This is a genomic window from Mesorhizobium sp. L2C084A000 (genome assembly GCF_000502875.1).
GTDB lineage: Bacteria > Pseudomonadota > Alphaproteobacteria > Rhizobiales > Rhizobiaceae > Mesorhizobium.
In genome coordinates, this window is sequence record NZ_AYWX01000010.1 from 109,804 (window position 1) to 128,363 (window position 18,560).

Annotated in this window: 21 protein-coding genes and 1 pseudogene; 10 read left to right on the top strand and 12 right to left on the bottom strand. The window is 63.2% G+C overall.

The genetic code is table 11. From position 1 onward, the window contains the following. Positions 1-11: 11 nt before the first annotated feature. Both X735_RS144905 and X735_RS144900 read right to left on the bottom strand, forming a co-directional pair. Positions 12-512 (bottom strand): hypothetical protein, encoded by a 501-nt coding sequence (locus X735_RS144905; RefSeq protein WP_348625599.1) that lies wholly within the window; start codon positions 510-512, stop codon positions 12-14. Continuing rightward, positions 487-687, bottom strand: coding sequence for a hypothetical protein (locus X735_RS144900; RefSeq protein WP_023812523.1), 201 nt, complete (start codon positions 685-687; stop codon positions 487-489). Before X735_RS144900 ends, X735_RS144905 begins: the two co-directional genes overlap by 26 nt. A 239-nt stretch (positions 688-926) precedes the next feature. On the opposite strand from X735_RS144900, the gene grpE reads away from it, so the two are divergent. Both grpE and X735_RS144890 read left to right on the top strand, forming a co-directional pair. Then, positions 927-1,562, top strand: coding sequence for a nucleotide exchange factor GrpE (grpE, locus tag X735_RS144895; protein ID WP_023812524.1), 636 nt, complete (start codon positions 927-929; stop codon positions 1,560-1,562). Between the two features lie 121 nt (positions 1,563-1,683). Beyond that, positions 1,684-2,316 carry a trimeric intracellular cation channel family protein gene (locus X735_RS144890; protein ID WP_023812525.1) on the top strand — a complete coding sequence of 211 codons (633 nt, stop codon included), beginning with the start codon at positions 1,684-1,686 and terminating at the stop codon, positions 2,314-2,316. Positions 2,317-2,423: 107 nt separating this feature from the next. On the opposite strand, the gene X735_RS144885 is transcribed toward X735_RS144890, so the two are convergent. From X735_RS144885 to X735_RS144860, 6 genes are all read right to left on the bottom strand, one after another. Further along, positions 2,424-3,299 (bottom strand): GNAT family N-acetyltransferase, encoded by an 876-nt coding sequence (locus tag X735_RS144885; RefSeq protein WP_023812526.1) that lies wholly within the window; start codon positions 3,297-3,299, stop codon positions 2,424-2,426. A gap of 180 nt (positions 3,300-3,479) precedes the next feature. Then, a complete protein-coding gene (locus tag X735_RS144880; protein WP_023812527.1) occupies positions 3,480-5,732 on the bottom strand; it encodes a PAS domain-containing hybrid sensor histidine kinase/response regulator in 2,253 nt (750 codons plus the stop codon). Between the two features lie 136 nt (positions 5,733-5,868). Beyond that, the gene (locus X735_RS144875) at positions 5,869-6,858 is read right to left on the bottom strand and encodes an MDR family oxidoreductase (RefSeq protein WP_023812528.1); all 990 of its coding nucleotides are present in this window, start codon (positions 6,856-6,858) and stop codon (positions 5,869-5,871) included. A 57-nt stretch (positions 6,859-6,915) separates the two neighbouring features. After that, on the bottom strand, positions 6,916-7,458 hold the full coding sequence (gene lspA / locus X735_RS144870; protein ID WP_023812529.1) for a signal peptidase II: 543 nt from the start codon (positions 7,456-7,458) through the stop codon (positions 6,916-6,918). A 13-nt stretch (positions 7,459-7,471) separates the two neighbouring features. Beyond that, a complete protein-coding gene (locus tag X735_RS144865) occupies positions 7,472-8,329 on the bottom strand; it encodes an RNA methyltransferase (protein WP_013529576.1) in 858 nt (285 codons plus the stop codon). Beyond that, a complete protein-coding gene (locus X735_RS144860) occupies positions 8,326-9,420 on the bottom strand; it encodes a class I SAM-dependent rRNA methyltransferase (RefSeq protein WP_023812530.1) in 1,095 nt (364 codons plus the stop codon). The genes X735_RS144865 and X735_RS144860 overlap by 4 nt, the downstream gene beginning before the upstream one ends. Before the next feature lie 135 nt (positions 9,421-9,555). On the opposite strand from X735_RS144860, the pseudogene X735_RS01000000166070 reads away from it, so the two are divergent. The 3 genes and pseudogenes from X735_RS01000000166070 to X735_RS144850 all read left to right on the top strand — a co-directional run bounded on the left by X735_RS01000000166070 (position 9,556) and on the right by X735_RS144850 (position 11,148). Next, positions 9,556-10,244 (top strand): annotated as a pseudogene (locus X735_RS01000000166070) (YafY family protein). Between the two features lie 74 nt (positions 10,245-10,318). Continuing rightward, positions 10,319-10,714, top strand: coding sequence for a VOC family protein (locus X735_RS144855; RefSeq protein WP_023812531.1), 396 nt, complete (start codon positions 10,319-10,321; stop codon positions 10,712-10,714). Beyond that, complete coding sequence (locus X735_RS144850) at positions 10,711-11,148, top strand: EVE domain-containing protein (RefSeq protein ID WP_023812532.1); 438 nt, start codon at positions 10,711-10,713, stop codon at positions 11,146-11,148. Before X735_RS144855 ends, X735_RS144850 begins: the two co-directional genes overlap by 4 nt. Here X735_RS144850 and X735_RS144845 read toward each other — a convergent pair. From X735_RS144845 to sppA, 4 genes are all read right to left on the bottom strand, one after another. Continuing rightward, positions 11,145-12,110 (bottom strand): ornithine cyclodeaminase family protein, encoded by a 966-nt coding sequence (locus tag X735_RS144845; protein WP_023812533.1) that lies wholly within the window; start codon positions 12,108-12,110, stop codon positions 11,145-11,147. The two genes, X735_RS144850 and X735_RS144845, sit on opposite strands and share 4 nt — an antisense overlap. Positions 12,111-12,147: 37 nt before the next feature. Continuing rightward, complete coding sequence (locus X735_RS144840; protein ID WP_023812534.1) at positions 12,148-12,528, bottom strand: LapA family protein; 381 nt, start codon at positions 12,526-12,528, stop codon at positions 12,148-12,150. 56 nt (positions 12,529-12,584) lie between these two features. Continuing rightward, the gene (locus X735_RS144835; RefSeq protein WP_006200394.1) at positions 12,585-12,869 is read right to left on the bottom strand and encodes an integration host factor subunit beta; all 285 of its coding nucleotides are present in this window, start codon (positions 12,867-12,869) and stop codon (positions 12,585-12,587) included. 82 nt (positions 12,870-12,951) lie between these two features. Further along, the gene (gene sppA / locus X735_RS144830; protein WP_023812535.1) at positions 12,952-13,908 is read right to left on the bottom strand and encodes a signal peptide peptidase SppA; all 957 of its coding nucleotides are present in this window, start codon (positions 13,906-13,908) and stop codon (positions 12,952-12,954) included. A 167-nt stretch (positions 13,909-14,075) separates the two neighbouring features. Between sppA and X735_RS1000000168820 the strand changes: the two genes are divergently transcribed. The 5 genes from X735_RS1000000168820 to rpoN all read left to right on the top strand — a co-directional run bounded on the left by X735_RS1000000168820 (position 14,076) and on the right by rpoN (position 18,557). Beyond that, positions 14,076-14,270: a hypothetical protein gene (locus tag X735_RS1000000168820; protein ID WP_127296383.1), complete on the top strand. Its 195-nt coding sequence runs from the start codon at positions 14,076-14,078 to the stop codon at positions 14,268-14,270. 336 nt (positions 14,271-14,606) lie between these two features. Beyond that, complete coding sequence (gene lptC / locus X735_RS144825) at positions 14,607-15,320, top strand: LPS export ABC transporter periplasmic protein LptC (RefSeq protein WP_023812536.1); 714 nt, start codon at positions 14,607-14,609, stop codon at positions 15,318-15,320. Beyond that, positions 15,307-15,888 (top strand): LptA/OstA family protein, encoded by a 582-nt coding sequence (locus tag X735_RS144820; RefSeq protein WP_023812537.1) that lies wholly within the window; start codon positions 15,307-15,309, stop codon positions 15,886-15,888. Before lptC ends, X735_RS144820 begins: the two co-directional genes overlap by 14 nt. Continuing rightward, the gene (gene lptB / locus X735_RS144815) at positions 15,888-16,706 is read left to right on the top strand and encodes an LPS export ABC transporter ATP-binding protein (RefSeq protein ID WP_013529586.1); all 819 of its coding nucleotides are present in this window, start codon (positions 15,888-15,890) and stop codon (positions 16,704-16,706) included. The genes X735_RS144820 and lptB overlap by 1 nt, the downstream gene beginning before the upstream one ends. 324 nt (positions 16,707-17,030) lie before the next feature. After that, a complete protein-coding gene (gene rpoN, locus X735_RS144810; RefSeq protein WP_023812538.1) occupies positions 17,031-18,557 on the top strand; it encodes an RNA polymerase factor sigma-54 in 1,527 nt (508 codons plus the stop codon). Positions 18,558-18,560: the final 3 nt, after the last annotated feature.

Consider the following 18,560-nt stretch of genomic DNA (forward strand, 5'->3'; position numbering starts at 1 on the left):
GACGTCGACCGCTATTCGCGATCGAGGATAGGACAGCCGCGCTCGGTGCCAAAAGTCACGCGCACGCGGTCGCCACCCTGTCTGCCGCGGACCGTGATCTCCCGGCGGCCGATGGACTCAATTCTTGCGCGGCGGATGCCCATTCGCTCTGCCTTGTCGAGAGCCCGGTCTTCCGTGCAGCCTCGTTGACGCCGGTCGCGCCGATCGTCGCGACGGGGACCTTCGCAATCGTCGTAGGCGGGGTCGCAATCTTCCATGAGCTTCAGCCGCGGGCCATGTTTGCCCAATTGCAGCTGCAGATTGTCTGCTTGTGCCGGAAAGGCCGCCAAAGTTATGGCGCCGAGGCCGACAAGCGCCATCAGCGATGAGGTAATCGAAACCTTGCGCATTACGTCCTCCATTTGAACCAACCCATCTATCCTTAGATGGTTCGGCTCTCCCCGGCTATTGCCGATAGGAGGTTTGCTGCCAAGATCGATTGTTGCGTTACGGCCGGCGCCAGCCGATGTCACCGCGCTCCGCCCCATCGAGGCGGTCGAGCAGTTCTCTGAGCCGGTCGGGGATGTCGGCTTCGGTGCGGAAGGCCGGCAAGGTGCGCAGAAAGCGGGTCACCGCCTCGGCGCCGAACTGGCGCCTGATCTCGATGGCCAGCCCCTCTGCCTTTTCGCCCATGTTGCGGGTCATCATCTCAAAATCCTGTCTCGGCTTCGAAACTCCTGCAGCAAGAGAATGGTTCCCCCATCATGCCTGTGTGGCAAGCAAAGCCGGCGGTTAAGGTAAAATTTGAATTAAAGTCGAAATGTCTTGCCTGTCATTGTCCCGCCTTGGCCGGCGGCTTCCATAGTCGCTTACCCCTTGATTTTTGGCCGCCAAACATCGATATCGGGCACAAAATCCACATCATTCGAGATTGACGGGAAACGGCGATGAGCGACCAGGCAAAAGACGAACGCGCGCCCGATGAAGTCGAGGCGACCGAGCCCACAGCCGAGCGCACGGAAGGCAGCACCGACGGTGATTATGAAGCCCTTGTGCGGCTGCTGAAGGAAAATGAAGAGCTGAAGGACCGCGCGCTGCGCGTGGCGGCCGAGATGGAAAACCTGCGGCGCCGCACGGCGCGCGATGTGCACGATGCGCGCACCTACGCGGTCGCGAATTTCGCCCGCGACATGTTGTCGGTGTCGGACAATCTGCGCCGCGCGCTGGATGCGATTCCCGCCGAGGCCAAGGCATCGGGTGACGCCGGCTTCAAGGCGCTGATCGAAGGCGTCGACCTCACCGAGCGCGCCATGCTGTCGGCGCTGGAACGGCATGGGGTCAAGAAGCTCGCGCCTGAAGGCGAGAAGTTCGATCCCAATTTCCACCAGGCGATGTTCGAAGTGCCCAATCCCGATGTCCCGGCCAACACCGTGGTCCAGGTCGTGCAGCCGGGCTATTCGATCGGCGACCGCGTGCTGCGCCCGGCCATGGTGGGCGTCGCCAAGGGCGGGCCAAAGTTCACCGCCGCTGAAGCACCGGTCGAGCCGGGGCCGGTGAACGAACAGGCCGAGAAAGATGCGTGAGGCAGGAGAATAGGCAGTAGGCAGTAGGCAGTAGGCAGTAGGAAACTAGGGCAGTCGTATCAATCGCGCGGCTTCGTGCTATTCATACTCCCTAATCCCTAATCTCTACTGCCTTGGCCTCATGAACCCTATCGCGCTTCTTGATTATGCCGGTGTCGCCGTCTTCGCGGCGACCGGGGCGCTGGCGGCTTCGCGTAAGCAGCTCGACATTATCGGCTTCCTGTTCCTGGCCAGCGTCACCGGGATAGGCGGTGGCACGCTTCGCGACGTTATCCTCAACCTGCCGGTTTTCTGGGTCGCCAACTCCGGCTATGTGCTGGTCTGCGCCGCGGTTGCGGTGCTGGTCTTCTTCAGCGCGCATCGTGTCGAATCGCGCTGGAAATGGCTGCTCTGGCTCGACGCCGTCGGGCTCGCCGCTTTTTCGGTGATGGGCGCGGCCAAGGGGCTTGCGATTACCGGTTCGCCGGTCGTCTCCGTCATCACCGGCGTGCTCACCGCCACTTTCGGCGGCATTCTGCGTGATCTCCTCGCCGGCGAGCCATCGGTGCTGCTCAGGCCCGAAATCTACGTTACGGCGGCCCTTGCGGGTGCCTGCCTTTACACGCTTGGCGATCTTGCCGGCCTGCCGCCGCTCGCCTCGGACCTTGCCGGCTTTGCGGCGGCGTTCCTCGTGCGCGGTGGTGCGCTCAAATTCGGCTGGTCGTTTCCGTCCTACAAGAGCCGACCCGGCAGGCGGCCGGAAGATATTCCGTGAAGAGAGGGAATAGGGAATGGGGAATAGGGAATAGGGAATAGGGAATAATCAGTAGTCACAGGAGCTTAATCGTGGCGTCATCACTACTGCCTACTGCCTACTCAATCTCACGCCGCGAAGCGCTGGGCTTCGCCGCCATAATAGTTGACGTAGCGTGCGCCGATCTCCTTGACCGGCATCACGACGAACACATCGACCGTCGAGAATTCGCGATCGATGACGCAACCATCGCCGATGCGGGCACCGACGCGCAGATAGCCCTTGACCAAAGGCGGCATCGCGGCGATCGCCGCCTTGGCATTGACGGCCTCGATCGGCATCAGATCCATCGAGCAATAGCGCCCGGACACCGCGCGCACGTCCCAGGCCGAGTTCGTCCGGCAGTGGTGGGCTAGGTAGGTGAGCGCCTCGGCATGCGCCGCCGGCACGGTGCCGTGAAAGGACGCGCAGCCGGTCATCACACCGATTTCGTAATGGTTGATGTAAGCCCAGATGCCTTGCCACAACGCCTCGATGGTGCGCTTCGAGCGGTATTCCGGCAACACGCAGGAGCGGCCGAGTTCAAGGAAGCGCTGGCCGGGGTGGCGGGCGATGAGCTTGGTCAGCTCGAATTCACCTTCGGAATAGAAGCCACCGGCCGTGGCCGCGATTTCTTGCCGCAGCAGCCGATATGTGCCGACGATGCGGCGATGTTCGGGACCGGAAAGCGTGGTGTCCAAAACCAGCAGATGGTCGCAGAGCGGATCGAACCGATCGGCGTCCCGGCGGTCATGGGCCTGGAACAGGTCCTTCCTGGCGCCAAGTTCGTCGTAGAACACCCGGTAGCGCACTTCCTGCGCGGCCGCGATCTCGGCCTCGTTGCGAGCGAGCCGCACTTCAAGATTGCCTATACGGCCCAGCGCCGCGCCCTTTATGACGGAATCGACGTTACGTCCGGCAAGCAAGGCGCTGCTGGCGTTCGGCCGAGTGTCACATTCCGGCATAACTGTATGCACGAGTGATTCTCCTTCGAGCCATCCCTCTTGGCACGGGGATACGGTGTAGGTGCAACAGGATTGTGACAGTACCGTGATACGACGTCATGGGCAATACTTCGTCGGCTGGCGAATACGATCAACCGGCTACGTTTAAGTGATCGCCCGTGCCGAATGGCGGTGGAAAGCTCAGGCCGCGACGACCTGCCCCTCGACGGCATTGACCAGCGCCTCGGGGTCGAGCGGCTTGGTGACAAAGCCGCTGGCGCCATGGGCCAACACCGCATGACGGGTCTTTTCCTGGCTGTCGGCCGACAGCACCATGATCGGCACCGGCCGCACTGCACTTTCTTCCTCATGGCGGCGGATGGCGGCAATCGCGTCCAGCCCGTCCATGACCGGCATGTGCAGATCCATCAAGACCACGTCGAAGCGGTCCTTGTGCGCGGCGCCGGTGACAGCCTCGACGGCGGCCTTGCCGTTGCCGACCACCTTGACGCGATGCCCGGCCTTCAGCAGCGTGGCGCGGGCCAGCATGGCGTTGATGTCATTGTCCTCGGCGATCAGCACCGACAGGCCGCGCTGGCGGTTGCCGACGGCGCGCAGCGTCGGCGCGCCGCGCCTTTCCGGCTGCGGCGGGCCGAGGCTCGGAGCATGGCTGCTCAACAGCACACGCAGAAGTGTTCCGCCACGCACCGGTCTGGCCAGGAAGGTTGCGTAGCCGCTGGCTCGGAACTCGCCAAGCATGCCGCGATCGGTCGGCGCGATCAGCGTGATCGCCTCACAGTCGGAGAAACCGCTTTGGCGCAGGCGCTTGAGCAGCCTTCCGTCGCCTTCTTCCATCGCTGCATCGACCAGGATCGCATCGCAGCCGGCGGCGAAAGGCGCGGCCTGTGCGGCAGTGGTGGCGATGTCGACCGCGCCGCCATTGGCGCGGATGGTGCGGGCGATGGCGTCGGCCTCGACGGCGTTCTTCGACAGGATCACCGCGCGTCTGCCCGAGAGAGCATTCTGGTGGCCCTGCGGCGCTTCGGTGGCCGCTATCGCAGGGATTTCGAAGACGAACTCGGATCCCTGGCCGAGCCGGCTGGATACCGAGATCGTGCCGCCCATGGCGGCCACCAGGCGTCTGGAGATGGCAAGGCCGAGGCCGGCCCCGCCATGTGTGCGTGTCGACGTGCCGTCGGCCTGCTCGAACTCCTCGAAAATGCGCTCCAGGTCGGCATCACGCAGGCCCGGACCGGTATCGGCGATGGTGAAGCATATGCGGTCGCTGGTTTCGGTGCGTGCGCGTGCTATGCTCACCAGCACGCCGCCGCTGTCGGTGAACTTGATGGCGTTGCCGATGAGGTTGAGAAGCACCTGCCTCACCTTGCCCGGATCGGCGGTGATCAATTGCGGCACGTCGGGTTCGACATGGCAACCCAGCCCGATATCCTTGGCGAAAGCCCGCGCTGCCAGCAATTCGATGATGTTGTCGGCGATCTCGCGCACCGACATCGGCTGCGGCTCGGGGTCGAAACGCCCGGCTTCGATCTTGGAATAGTCGAGAAGATCCTCGATCAGGGCAAGCAATGCGCTGGCCGAGGTCGAGACGGCGCCGACATAGGTTTGCTGCTCCGGCGACAGGCTGGTGTCGGCCAGCAACCTGGCCATCCCCATGATGCCGTTCATCGGGGTGCGGATTTCATGGCTGACGGTGGCGAGGAAGCGCGATTTGGCCTGGCTGGCATATTCGGCCCGTTCGCGTGCGGTGATCAGCGAGGATTCGGCGCGTTTGCGGGCGGTGATGTCGCGGGCGATGGCGCGGTGCGAAACCGCGCCGCTGTCCTTGTCGCGCACCGACAGTTCGATCCAGGAGAACCAGCGCTGCCCGCTCGGCGTGCTGATAGAGACATCGGTGGAACTCAGGCACTCATGGTCGGAAAAGGCGGCATCGGGAACCATGCCGACCTCGATGCCCAGTTCTGCCAGGGTCTTGCCGGCAAGGTCGCGCTGGTCGATCTCGACGAGATCGGCGAAGACCTTGTTGGCATAGACGATGTAGCCATCGCGGTCGCGATGGATGACGAGATCGCCAAGCGCGTCGATCAGGCCGCGAAAGCGCTCATCGCTCTCCTGCATCTCCCACATGCGGTCGGCCAGCGTCTCGATCTCGGCGCGGCTGCGGGCAGTGGTTTCGTCAAGAAGGGCAGAGGTGCGATGTTCGCTCCGCCTGGCGCGCAGATGCAGGGCAAGACCGGCAAGACCGGTTGCCAGCAATGCGACGCTAATGAAGATTGGTGCCCCGGTCAGATGCGCCAGCCCGGCCACCACCACGATGGCGACGAATGTCAGAAAGGGCAGGCTTTCGCGCCTGGAGAATTCCGGCTCGGGCACCAGCGGCGGCGCGGCGACAAAGCGCCGCGCNGACGTGTGCTCTTCCGATCTTTCCGCGATCATGCGAAATCCTTGCCAGACAGAGATTATGGAAAATTGCGGCGGATCGTTCGAATTTTAGCGGATGAGCGCTTTTTGCCGAGGCGCGGCGGGTTTGCCGCAGATCTGGCGATTCCATCCTTCCGGCAGTTGGGCGGAGTCACATATCCACGACGACGCGGCCGCGGATCCTGCCGTCGACGATGTCGCGCGCGGCATCGACGATGCCGTCGAACCCGATGGTGCTGGACAGGCTGGCGAGCTTCTGAAGATCGAGGTCGGTGCCGATGCGGCGCCATGCCTCGAGGCGGACTGCTTTCGGCGCCATCACTGAATCGATGCCGAGCAATGAGACGCCGCGCAGGATGAAGGGCGCGACGCTGGTCGGCAGGTCCATGCCGCCGGCCAGGCCGCAGGCGGCGACCGCGCCGCCATAGGAGGTCATCGAGAGCACATTGGCCAGCGTGTGGCTGCCAACTGCGTCGATGCCGCCGGCCCAGCGCTCCTTGGCCAGCGGCTTGGCCGGCTGGGCAAGCTCGTCGCGCGATATCACTTCGGCGGCGCCAAGGTCGATCAGATAGGGGCTTTCGGCATTGCGGCCGGTGGAAGCAATGACATGGTAGCCGAGGCTGGACAGGATCGAGACCGCGACCGAGCCGACACCGCCGGCCGCCCCCGTCACCACCACCGGGCCGCGATCGGGCAGGATGCCGTGCCGCTCCAGGGCCATGACGCAGAGCATGGCGGTATAGCCTGCGGTGCCGACGGCCATCGCGTCATGCGGGCTGATGCCCTGCGGCAGCGGCACCAGCCAGTCGCCTTTGACACGGGCGCGGCCAGCATAGGCGCCGAAATGGGTTTCGCCGACGCCCCAGCCGTTCAGGATGGCTTTGTCACCGGCGCGCCAGTCGGGATGGGAAGACGAGATGACGGTGCCGGCGAAATCGATGCCCGGCACCAGCGGCCAGCGGCGGATCACCGGCGCCTTGCCTGTGATCGCCAGGCCATCCTTGTAGTTCACCGTCGTTGCCTCGACCGCGATGGTGACATCGCCTTCCATCAGGTCGGCGTCGGTGAGATCGGTCACGGTTACCGACTGCTTTTTCTCGGCGTCACGCGAAACGAGGATGGCTTTGAAGGTTTCGGACATGTCTTTCTCCGCGATCGTGTTTGGCGACATGAACTGTGCGGCGATGGCGGCACGGGGTCAATCCTTCGAAGACTTGGCCTTCGAAGACTTGGCCTTGGAAGGCATGGCTTTGGAAGGCTTGGCGTTGGACGGCCCGGGCTCGCGCCGCCAGCCGAACAGCTCGTCGAAGACGACCAGTGCCGCGCCCACCGAGATGAAGGCGTCGGCAAGGTTGAAGACGGCGAACGACCAGACCGTCGTGTGGAACAGGATGTAGTCGATGACGTGGCCGTAGACGGCGCGGTCGATCAGGTTGCCGAGCGCGCCGCCGACGATCAGCGCAAAGCCGGTGCGGGCAAGGATCTGGGACGGCGCGATCCGCGTCGCCAGGAACAGCACGAAGGCAACGACGGCGAGCGAAATGACGATCAGCCCGGTGTCGCCGAAGGATGAGAACATCGAGAAGGCGATGCCGGTATTGTAGGTGCGAAACAGCGCCAGGAAGGGCAACAGATCAACCTTTTCCTGAAAAGGCAGACCGGCCTCGACCAGGTACTTTATCCACTGGTCGAGCGCGATGGCCGCGACGACGAGCAGTGCGTAGGGAGACCATGATCTCACGGGCAGGCAACCTTCATTGCTGGTCCAGGATTGGCTCGAGCTTCAGCGCGCCGCGCCGGATCTCGAACAGCATGATGCCGGTGGCGACGGCCAGATTGAGCGAATCGGCACGGCCCGCTTGCGGAATCCTGAGCAGCCTGTCGCAGCTCGCAGCCAGGCTTTCGGGCAGCCCCTGCTGCTCGTTGCCCATCATCAGCAGCACGGGCCCGCGGGAAAAATCGACCGAGCGGTAGTCGACGGCGCCTTTCAGGTGGGTTCCGGCGACGAGGCCTGAGAAGCCGCCCCGCCAGGCAAGGAAAGCCTCGGTTGTCGCCTTGGCTACCGGCACGGCAAAGATCGAACCCATGGTGGCGCGCACCGTCTCCACGGAGAATGGATCAGTGGTATCGCCGACCAGAATGACGCCTTTGGCGCCGACGGCATCGACGGTGCGGATGACGGTGCCGAGATTGCCGGGATCGCGTACCCGATCGAGTGCCACCCAGACGTCGCCATTGTCGGCGCGCACATCCTTCAAGGCGAGGAATTTCTGCGAAAAGACGCCCACCACCATTTGCGGATTGTCGCGGCGGGTGATGGCGACCAGCACCTTTTCCGACACTTCTAGCACCATGCCGCCTGCGGCAACGGTGCGTGCGGCCACCTTCTCCACCGCCGCATTGCCGCGCCCGGCTTTGGCGAAAACCAATGTCCTGATCTGCCAGCCGAGATCGAGCGCATCGATGACCAGCTTCAGCCCCTCGGCCATGAAGGCGTTCTGCTGGTCGCGGAACTTCTTCTGAGCGAGCGCCTTGATGTCCTTGACCAGCGGATTGGCGAGGCTGGTGACCTCCTTCACCTGGCCAGGTGCGCCTGCATGCCGCTCGTTCATTCAGCCACCCAACGCGAAAACAATGAGGTCGAGAGCGCCCGGCCGGCGGACTTTTCACGGATGATCAGCTCACCCGATTCAATCTTGCCGCCCATGCCGGCAAACGTATCGCGCATCAAGGCGTGGATGGCGAAGAAGGAGGCGCGGATCGAATAAGCGGTTAGCACCACGGCGAGCGGCTTCGGCGTCAGGATCGCGCGGCAAAGGTCGGTCAAATCAGGCAGGTCCTCGAACAATTGCCAGACCTCGCCCTTGGGGCCGCGGCCATAGGCCGGCGGGTCGAACAAGATGATGTCGTAGCGGCTGCCGCGACGCTCCTCGCGCTCGGCGAATTTGACCGCGTCGTCGACGATCCAGCGGATCGGCTTGCTGCCGAGGCCGGCCATCTCCTGGTTTTCACGGGCCCAGCCAATTGCCTTCTTCGAGGCATCGACATGGGTGACCTCGGCGCCGGCGCGAGCCGCCACCAATGAGGCGAGACCGGTATAGCCGAACAGGTTCAGCACCTTGACCGGCCGCTTCGCCGCCGCGATCAGCCCGGCCATGTGATCCCAATGGGAGGCCTGCTCGGGAAAGACGCCGACATGACGAAACGAGGTGAAACGGCCGAGATAGTCGATGCCGTCATGCTTCATCGGCCAGGTCTCGCCGAGTGGCAGCTTGGGAAAACGCCAGCGGCCGATACCCTCCTCGTCGGTGTCGCCGGTGAAGACGGCGTCGGCGCGCTCCCATTCCTTTGCCGGCAAGGCCTTTTGCCAGATCGCCTGGCCCTCGGGCCGCACGATACGGTAGGGGCCATATTGTTCGAGCTTTTGGCCGGTGCCGCTGTCGAGGAGCGCATAATCGGCATTGGGCGCCACTTCCAGGATCACGGGAAGATGTTCGGCGGGCAGAGCGCCTTCGCGGCGGGCCAGGATGCGCGGCGCCGAGTTCGGTTCGGAACGACTTTCCGTCTTCGCCTCATGGCGCTCGCGCGGTGGCGCTTCCGGTCTGGCGGGAGCCTGGCCGGGACGCGGACGTGACACGTCCGCCGCACCCTTCGCGGATGGATGTGGACGGTTGTCGCGGCGTTTGTCGCGAAAAGACTTCAAGCGGGGGCAACTCCGAACGGGGTGGCCGCTTTTGACATAGGGCAACCGGCTTCGCAACCAAGTCCGACAGGTCGGCCTCTCCGGTTCAGGTTGGCCGCGATGGACCAATGTCAAAGAAACAGGCAAATCTACCGGATGTCCCGCTCCGAACGCCTGCTCGACCTGATCCAGTGCCTGCGCCGGCATCGCCGGCCGGTGAGCGGGCAAGCGCTGGCCGATGAACTCGGGATTTCGATCCGCACGCTCTACCGCGACATCGCCACGCTGCAGGGCCAGGGCGCGCCGATCGAGGGCGAGGCGGGTGTCGGTTATGTGCTCAAGCCCGGCTTCATGCTGCCGCCGCTGATGTTCAGCGACGAGGAGATCGAAGCCATCGTGCTCGGCTCGCGCTGGGTCGCCAAGCAGCCGGACCAGCGTCTTTCGGCCGCCGCTGCCAACGCGTTGGCCAAGATCGCGGCTGTCCTGCCGGACGATCTGCGCGAGGATCTCGACGCGAGCACACTGCTGGTCGGCCCTCCCGCCATGGCCATCGAGACCATCGACCTTGGCCTCGTACGGCAGGCCATCCGCAACGAGCGCAAGCTCGGCTTTCTTTACCGCGACGCTGGCGGCGCTGCGTCCGAGCGTGTCGTGTGGCCATTTGCGCTGGGCTTCTTCGACAAGGTGCGGGTGGTGGTGGCGTGGTGCGAGATGCGGCACGATTTCCGGCATTTTCGCACCGATCGCATTACCGAACTCCATGCAACAGATACGCGCTATCCCATCGTCGCCAGGCGCTGCTCAAGGAATGGCGGGCAACGCTCGACACGTCGCGTGGTTCGTGACGGCTACTGCCAGAAACTGACAGTAGCGCATCCTATGTTCGCCAAGTCGAAACGCTGAACCTTGGAGAGCAGACATGACCACCCCGAATTTCGTCATCCTCTATGTCGACCAGCCGCAGCAGAGCGGCGCCTTCTACAGCGCGCTGCTCGGCCGTCAGCTGGTCGAAAGTTCGCCGACCTTCGTGCTGTTCGTGCTCGATGCCGGCTTCAAGTTCGGCCTGTGGTCGCGCCATACGGTGGAGCCGGCAGCCGCCACGTCAGGCGGTGGCGCCGAAATCGTGTTTGCGCTGGATACGCCCGATGCGGTCGATGCCGCCCATGCCGACTGGTCCGGGCGCGGGCTGACAATCCTGCAGACGCCGACCGACATGGATTTCGGCCGTACTTTTGTCGCGCTCGATCCCGACAATCATCGCCTGCGCGTCTATTGGCTGTCCGACGGCGCACAAGCCGATGGTGACCAGAAATGAGCGCGTATTGGATCGCGGTGGCATCGGCCGAACATGTCCGGCGGGGTCGCGCAGCCGGCTTCATGCAGGTCAATCACGGCAAGGCGGCACCGCTGCGTCGCGTCAAGCCAGGCGATGGCATCGTCTACTATTCGCCGACCACTGTTTTGGGCGAGAAAGATGGCCTGCAGGCCTTCACCGCGATCGGCACGGTGCGGGAAGGCGGGCCCTATCAGGGCGATATGGGCGCCGGCTTCACGCCGTTCCGCCGCGATGTTGCGTGGGCTAAGGCCGAGGAAGCGCCGATCAAGCCGCTGCTCGACAAGCTCGAATTCACCGTCGGCAAGTCGAACTGGGGTTATCAGCTTCGCTTTGGCCTGTTTTCGGTCAGCGCGGCCGATTTTGCTCTGATCGCAGAGGCGATGGGCGCCAAAACGGCTGCGGCGGCGAATTAAGTCTTCATCGCCTTGTAGACGGCAATGCCGGCGGCAAGATCCTCGAGCGCCGCGCCGACCGACTTGAACAGCGTGATCTCACCGGCGCTCTCGCGACCCTTCTTCTGCCCGCGCGCCAATTCGTGCAGATCGGCGACGATGGTTTCCGGCTTCAGCACGCCGGAGGCCAGCGGCTGGACGATGTCGCCGGCTTCCTTGGTGGCGCCGGCGCGGGTGTCGACATAGACGCGGGCAAGCCTGATCGCGTCGTCATCGCTCTCGCGCATCGTCGGCGTAAAGCCTCCGACCAGGTCGACATGGGTTCCCGGCTGCAACAGCGCACCCTTGATCAACGGCGTGGTGGTGATCGTCGCCGAGGAGACGATGTCGGCCTGCCCAAGCTCGGCATCGAGATCGCTCGCCGCGCTGGCTGCAAAACCCTCGGCGCGCAGGTCGGCGGCGACTTTCTCGGCATTGGCCGGAGTGCGGTTCCAGATGCGGATGGTCTTGATCGGCCGTACGGCCGAGTGCGCCTTGGCGAGGAAGGGCGACAGCGCGCCGGCGCCGACCACCAGCAGCCGCGAGGCATCGTCGCGGGCGAGATAGGAGGCCGCGAGCGCCGAAGCGCAGGCGGTGCGCCACTGTGTCAGCCGCTGGCCGTCGATCAAGGCCTCGGGTTCGCCGGTGGCGCCATTGAGCAGGAGATAGAGCCCCATCACCGCCGGCTTGCCGATGGCATTGTTGTCGGGGGACACGGTAACGATCTTGACGCCGACGTGACCGCCGGCCGACGTGCCGGCCGCGTTGAGATCGGTCCAGGCCGGCATCAAAAGCAGGGTGGAGGCGGCACCATCTGGCCGCTCGATCGTATGATGATGCCTGACCGGCTGCACCGCACCGTCGCGAAACGCCATGCGCAGCGTCTCGACCAGCCTGGCAAAGCTCAGGGCATGGTCAACCTCTGCGGCCGAAATGGTCAGCATGCAAAACTCCGTGGGGACAAAACCGCCAACAGGCGGTTCAAGCGGTCGGCTTCGGCAATGCGGACCCTTGGGCGGACCCGTGGGCGGAGCCTGGGGCCGTTCCCGGAGCCTGGCTTTGTGATACCGCCGGCGCACGGCTGACCGCCTGGCGCAGGTTCTCGGCCTCGACGCCGCGCTGGCGCGCCAGCTTGCGATAGCGGCCCTGCTTGACCCAGGTTGCCAGGCTGCCGACGATCATGCCGATGGCGAGTGCCAGGAACAGGAAGATGAACAGCGGCAAAGTCAGGGTCAGCTTCGGATTGCCGGGGTTGAACGGATCCAGCGTGAAGGCGACCAGTTCGCGGTTGGCAACGGCGAGTGCGATCAGGATGATCGCCAGGGGCACGAAGATCGCGATGAGCATGAAGCGATTGAACATGATGTTTTCCGTCGGAAGCTGGCCTGTCCGAAGGCCGTCAGGCGCTGACGTCGCGCCTACTTGCCGCCGTTCAGCCTTTCACGCAGTTCCTTACCAGTCTTGAAGAACGGCACCCATTTCTCCTCGACCTCGACGGATTCGCCTGTGCGCGGATTGCGGCCGGTGCGGGCGGGACGATTTTTCACCGAAAAAGCGCCGAAGCCACGCAACTCGACCCGGTTGCCTTCGGCAAGGGCGTCGGTGATTTCATCGAAGATGGCGCCGACGATGTTTTCGACGTCGCGCAGGAAAAGATGCGGATTGCGCGTGGCAATAATCTGCACAAGTTCGGACTTGATCATGAGACGGGTCCCCGTGAAAGCAGTGCGGTCAAAATTATGAGGATGATTTTATTTGCTTTTTTCACTTGCCCCAAACGGCGTCTCAAGGGTGCCAGACGGAAACGAGACCGTCAAGAAACAAGCGGTCGGCTCCGAGTTCATGGATGACGTCGCCGCTGTAGGCGGGCAGGCCGAGCGCACTGCCGATGGTTTGCGCCATCGCTTTCGAGAACAGGAAGCTGCCGCGCCGTTCGGTATCCTTCCACTCGACGACCTTGAGCTTGGCATCGACGCCCTTGGTGGCCAGCCAGTCGACCGCTACGGCCTCGCCGCCGACGGCGTCGATCAGCCCGTTGGCAACGCCTTGGCGCCCGGTGAATATCGAGCCGTCGGCAAGCGCCAGCGCTTGTTCGCGGGTCATCTTGCGGCGTTCGGCGACGATGTCGACGAACCAGTTGTAACTGTCGAGGATGAGTTTGCGAACCATGGCGCGCTCGTCGTCATTGGTCGGCTTGAAGGGAGAGGGCGCGGCTTTCAGCGGCGAGGATTTCACCTCCTCCAGCTTGACGCCGAGCTTGTCCATCAGGCCGCTGACGTCGGGATACTGGATCAGCACGCCGATCGAGCCGACGATCGAGGTCTTGCGGGCAACGATGTGATCGGCGGCACTGGCGATCATATAGCCCGCCGATGCGGCGAGCGTGCCGACTTCCGCCACCACCGGCTTGTCGGCGGCCAGCTTGCGCACTTCTTCATAGATCGATTCACCGCCAACGGTGGTGCCGCCAGGCGAATCGATCGACAGGATCACCCCTTTCACCTTCGATGAAAGACGGATGGTTTCCAGGCGCTTGATCAGTTCCTCGTCCTCGGTGATCGTGCCTTCGATCTTGACCTTGGCAATATGGTCGACCGTCGAGCCGCCGAAATCGTCGCCATAGAACCAGGTTGAAAGCGCAATCACCCCAAGGGCTACGATGCCTATGGCGACAACGCGCCAGAATGTCAGCTTGCGCCGCAAACGGCGGCGGTCGATCAGGTCGTCGGCTCTCAGTGCCATGGTCAGCCTTTCAGTCGGCGGAAGGGGACGCTTTTAGACCATGATCCTCTCATCGGGAAGCAGTTCTCTTTCCGGCAGTGTCTCAGTCTGAAGTTTGCGCAAACGGCTAATCCTTTGGCCGAGTTGCGCAAACGCCCTATATACCGGCAAAAGGCATAGGAGATTTCATGATCGCCAAACACACAACCGCCGAAGATATGGCTCGAACTGTAGGCGTCGACCCGAACACATTCCGCCAAGCGTTGCGTAATGTGAAGCACCCTCGGAAACGCAACACTGATTGGGAAGTGAAAATTGGCAGCCCATCGTATTCGGGAATGCGCACCGTTCTTGTTGGTCTCATACAGAGGAAGGCGGCCTGACGCCGACCGGATCTAAAGCCAAAAGCGTCCCGCCGACGTGATCGGCAACGCCGCATACACGATCGGCCAGGCTGGCCAGGCGGGGCATCCGACATCTCCCCTCACGTTTTTGGGCAATTACCGCGAGGTCGGGCGGCGAGACAGGCGCTGATAAATTTTACGCCGCGTGTCTGTTTCTGCTATGGAGAACACGCAGTTGTGCGGACTTCGTTTTCGTCTGTACAAAGGCGGTTGTCACACTTTTGCAGTTTTCGTGGGCTTGTGCTTGCTTGAAAGCGCCGGCGTCCCACCTATAGGCGGTGCTCAAGGGCGGGCAGGGTTAGAAGAAAGCAGTGAATGTTAGGGCGACCTATTGAACCAACCAACGCCGAGGCGGTGTTGGCTCCCCCGGCGGACGGCCGGACGCGCGGCGATGCTTTCGACCGTGCACAGCGTCATTCGCGCCGCGTGCGCGTTCTCAAATTTGCCGTGCCAGTGGCCGCGGCACTGATAGCGGTCGCTTTCCCGGTCTATTCCTATCTCGCCGCACCCGTCGCCGTGAAGGTTCAGGCGGAAGGCACTGCCTTTTCCAACGGCAAGCTGGTGATGGCCAATCCCAAGCTCAACGGTTTCACCAAGCAGAAGCAGCCTTATTCGATGACGGCGTTGCGTGCCATTCAGGATGTCAGCACGCAAGGTATCATCGAGCTGGAAGGCATCGACGCCAAGGTGCCGATCGCGCCCGACAATGTGGCGGCGGTCAAGGCCTCGCACGGCACCTACGATCGCGACGGCAATACGATGAACCTGACCAGCGACGTGACGATCACCACGACCGACGGCATGCAGGCCAAGTTCAAATCGGTCTTCCTCGACATGGGCAAAGGCACTATGAAGACGGGAGATCCCGTCGATGTCAGCCGTGGCGGGTCACGGATCACGGCGGATACGATGTCGGTCCAGGACAATGGCAAGGTTCTGGTTTTCGAGAACAAAGTGCGCGTCAACATCGATTCCGCCGCCTTGAAGGCGGCACAGGGAAACAGCGGAGAAACCAATGCGGCTCAGTAGTTCGACGCGGCTCGCGGCTGCAACTTCAGCGTTGCTGCTGCTCGGACTCGTGCCGTCATGGGCGCAGACGACCAGTCAATCAGGCCTCAAACTGTCCGGCGACAAGCCGATCCAGATCGAGAGCGACAAGCTGGAAGTCCGCCAGGCCGACAGTGTCGCCATCTTCACGGGCAATGTCAGCGTCGTCCAGGGGCCGACATTGATGAAGGCCGGCAAGATGACGGTCTACTACGTCAAGGACCCCAACGCCGCTGCCAAGGGCACGGAGGCCGCGGGTGCGGCGATGACGGGCTCGGCCAACATCGATCACCTGGAGATCTCCGACAAGGTTTACATCAAGTCGGATGCGCAGGTCGCGACCGGCGATCAAGGCAGCTTCGATATGAAGAGCCAGGTGCTGGTGCTTTCGGGCAAAAAGGTCGTTCTGTCGCAAAACGACAATGTTCTGGTGGGCTGCAAGCTTACGGTGCAGATGAAAAGCGGACTGGCTCAGGTGGATCCATGTGCTGGGCAACGCGTCCAGATGTCGATCACGCCGCCGCCGAAATCGGGAGCGACGAACCCCTGATGGCCAGCCTGTCGTCGTTGACGGCGCGTCTTCCGGGACGGGCCGCCGGCAAGCTTTCGGCGCCGGCCACGGTGACCGTCGATGCGGGAAAGTTCAAGGGAACCCTGATCGCCAAGGGGCTGACCAAGAGCTACAAGGGCCGCAAGGTCGTCAGCGGCGTCACCATCGGCGTGCGCGCCGGCGAGGCCGTTGGACTGCTCGGCCCCAACGGCGCCGGCAAGACGACCTGTTTCTACATGGTTACCGGCCTCGTGCCGGTGGATGAAGGCACGATCGAGATCGACGGCTTCGACGTCACGTCGATGCCGATGTACCGTCGCGCACGCCTCGGCATCGGCTATCTGCCGCAGGAAGCGTCGATTTTCCGTGGGCTCAATGTCGAGCAGAATATCCGCGCGGTGCTGGAAGTGGTCGAAAAGGACCGCAAGGTGCGCGAGCGCAATCTCGACGAACTGCTCGAGGAATTCCACATCAGCCATCTGCGCAAGGCGCCATCCATGTCGCTTTCGGGCGGCGAGCGGCGACGCCTGGAAATCGCGCGAGCGCTGGCGACGCGTCCGGCCTACATGCTGCTCGACGAGCCTTTCGCCGGCATCGATCCGATCGCTGTCGCCGATATCCAGCAACTGGTGCGCCACCTGACAGCGCGCGGCATCGGCGTCCTCATCACAGATCATAATGTGCGCGAAACGCTCGGCCTGATCGACCGCGCCTACATCATCCATGCCGGCCAGGTGCTGACCCATGGCAGGGCCGACGAAGTGGTGGCAAACCCGGATGTGCGGCGACTTTACCTCGGCGAGGGTTTTACGCTCTGAACGGTTCGTCGTTTCGCGGAAAACGCCAATCCGCTCCGTCTTTTCGTCTTGACGCAATTCCCAAGGGAAAGCGCTATGCGCTTTTCCGGGAAAACCGTTTCACACTTTTCCTGGAATTGCTCTGAGCGTGAAATTTGTTTCCTGACACGATTTTTGCGGTTCGCGCGGCGCTTTTTTCTCGATTTTGCTCCGGGATAACGCTCCGGTAAGCGCGTTTTGCTACCAATTGCCTTGACAAGCAAAAGCCGGGCCAGTTTTTATGGCCGGCTGCAAAATTCTTGCCCGGAAGTCGGGATGCGTAGACGAGGCGTTTGAAACCGAACCATGGCGTTGGCGGCCAAACTACAGCTACGACAATCGCAGTCGCTGGTGATGACGCCGCAGCTGATGCAGTCGATTCGGCTGCTGCAGTTCACCCATGTCGAGCTTGAGCATTTCATCGACGAGGAAATCGAGCGCAACCCGCTGCTGGAACGCGCCGAGCCGCAGGACGATGCCGCCAGCGACCAGGCGCAGAAGATCGAGGCGGAGCCGCAAGCCACCGCCGAAGGCGACTGGTTCGAAAACGAGACGCAGTGGAGCGCCGAGGCGATCTCGGACAAGCTCGACACGTCGCTGGAAAACCTGTTTCCCGACGACCCGGGCACCAGCGAGCGGCTCGGTCCCGACCTGACGGCACAATGGAAGTCGGCTTCGGGCAATGGCGCGGGTTCCTCATCCGAGTGGTTTGATGCGGGCGATATGGCGGCCGCGACGATCACGCTGCGCGACCATGTCGGTGAACAGGTGGCGCTAGCCTTCGCCGATCCGGCTGCACGGCTGATCGCCGCCGAACTCGCCGACGGCCTTGACGAGACCGGCTATCTGCGTGCCGACCTGGCCGAGATCGCCGCTCGTCTCGGTGCGGATGCCGCTGCCGTGGCGAAGGTGCTGGCGGTGTGTCAGACCTTCGAGCCGGCCGGCCTGTTTGCCCGCGACCTAGCCGAATGCCTGTCGCTGCAACTTGCGGTGCGCAACCGGCTCGATCCGGCGATGAAGGCGCTGGTCGCCAATCTCGAACTCCTGGCACGGCGTGATTTTCACGCATTGAAACGGATCTGCGGTGTCGACGAGGAGGATCTGCTCGACATGCTGGCGGAGATCCGGGCGCTCGATCCCCGGCCGGGCATGGCGTTTTCGGGCGGCGCCAGCGACGCGATCGTCGCCGATGTCGAGGTGCGCGCGGCCAATGACGGCAGCTGGACGGTCGAACTCAATGCCGAAACGCTGCCGCGGGTTTTGGTCGACCATATCTATTTCGCCCAGGTCTCACCGCAGGCCAAGAACCAGGCGGAAAAGGATTTTCTGGCCGAATGCCTGCAGAACGCCAACTGGCTGACGCGCAGCCTCGACCAGCGGGCAAAGACCATCCTCAAGGTCGCCTCGGAAATCGTTCGCCAGCAGGATGCCTTCCTCGTCCATGGCGTGCGGCAGCTGAAGCCGCTCAATCTGCGCACGGTGGCCGACGCCATCGGCATGCACGAATCGACGGTCAGCCGGGTCACAGCCAACAAATACATGCTGACGCCGCGCGGCGTGTTCGAGCTCCGGTATTTCTTCACCGCCTCGATCGCCGCCTCGGGCGGCGGCGATGCGCATTCCTCGGAAGCCGTGCGTGACCGCATCAAGCAGTTGATCGACGAGGAAAAACCCGTCGACGTGCTTTCCGACGACGCAATCGTCGACATGTTGCGTGAAAGTGGCGTCGACATTGCAAGGCGTACGGTCGCCAAGTACCGGGAAGGCATGAATATCCCCTCTTCGGTGCAGCGCCGACGCGAGAAACGGGCGATGGCCAGCGCCGGGCGCTGAGCG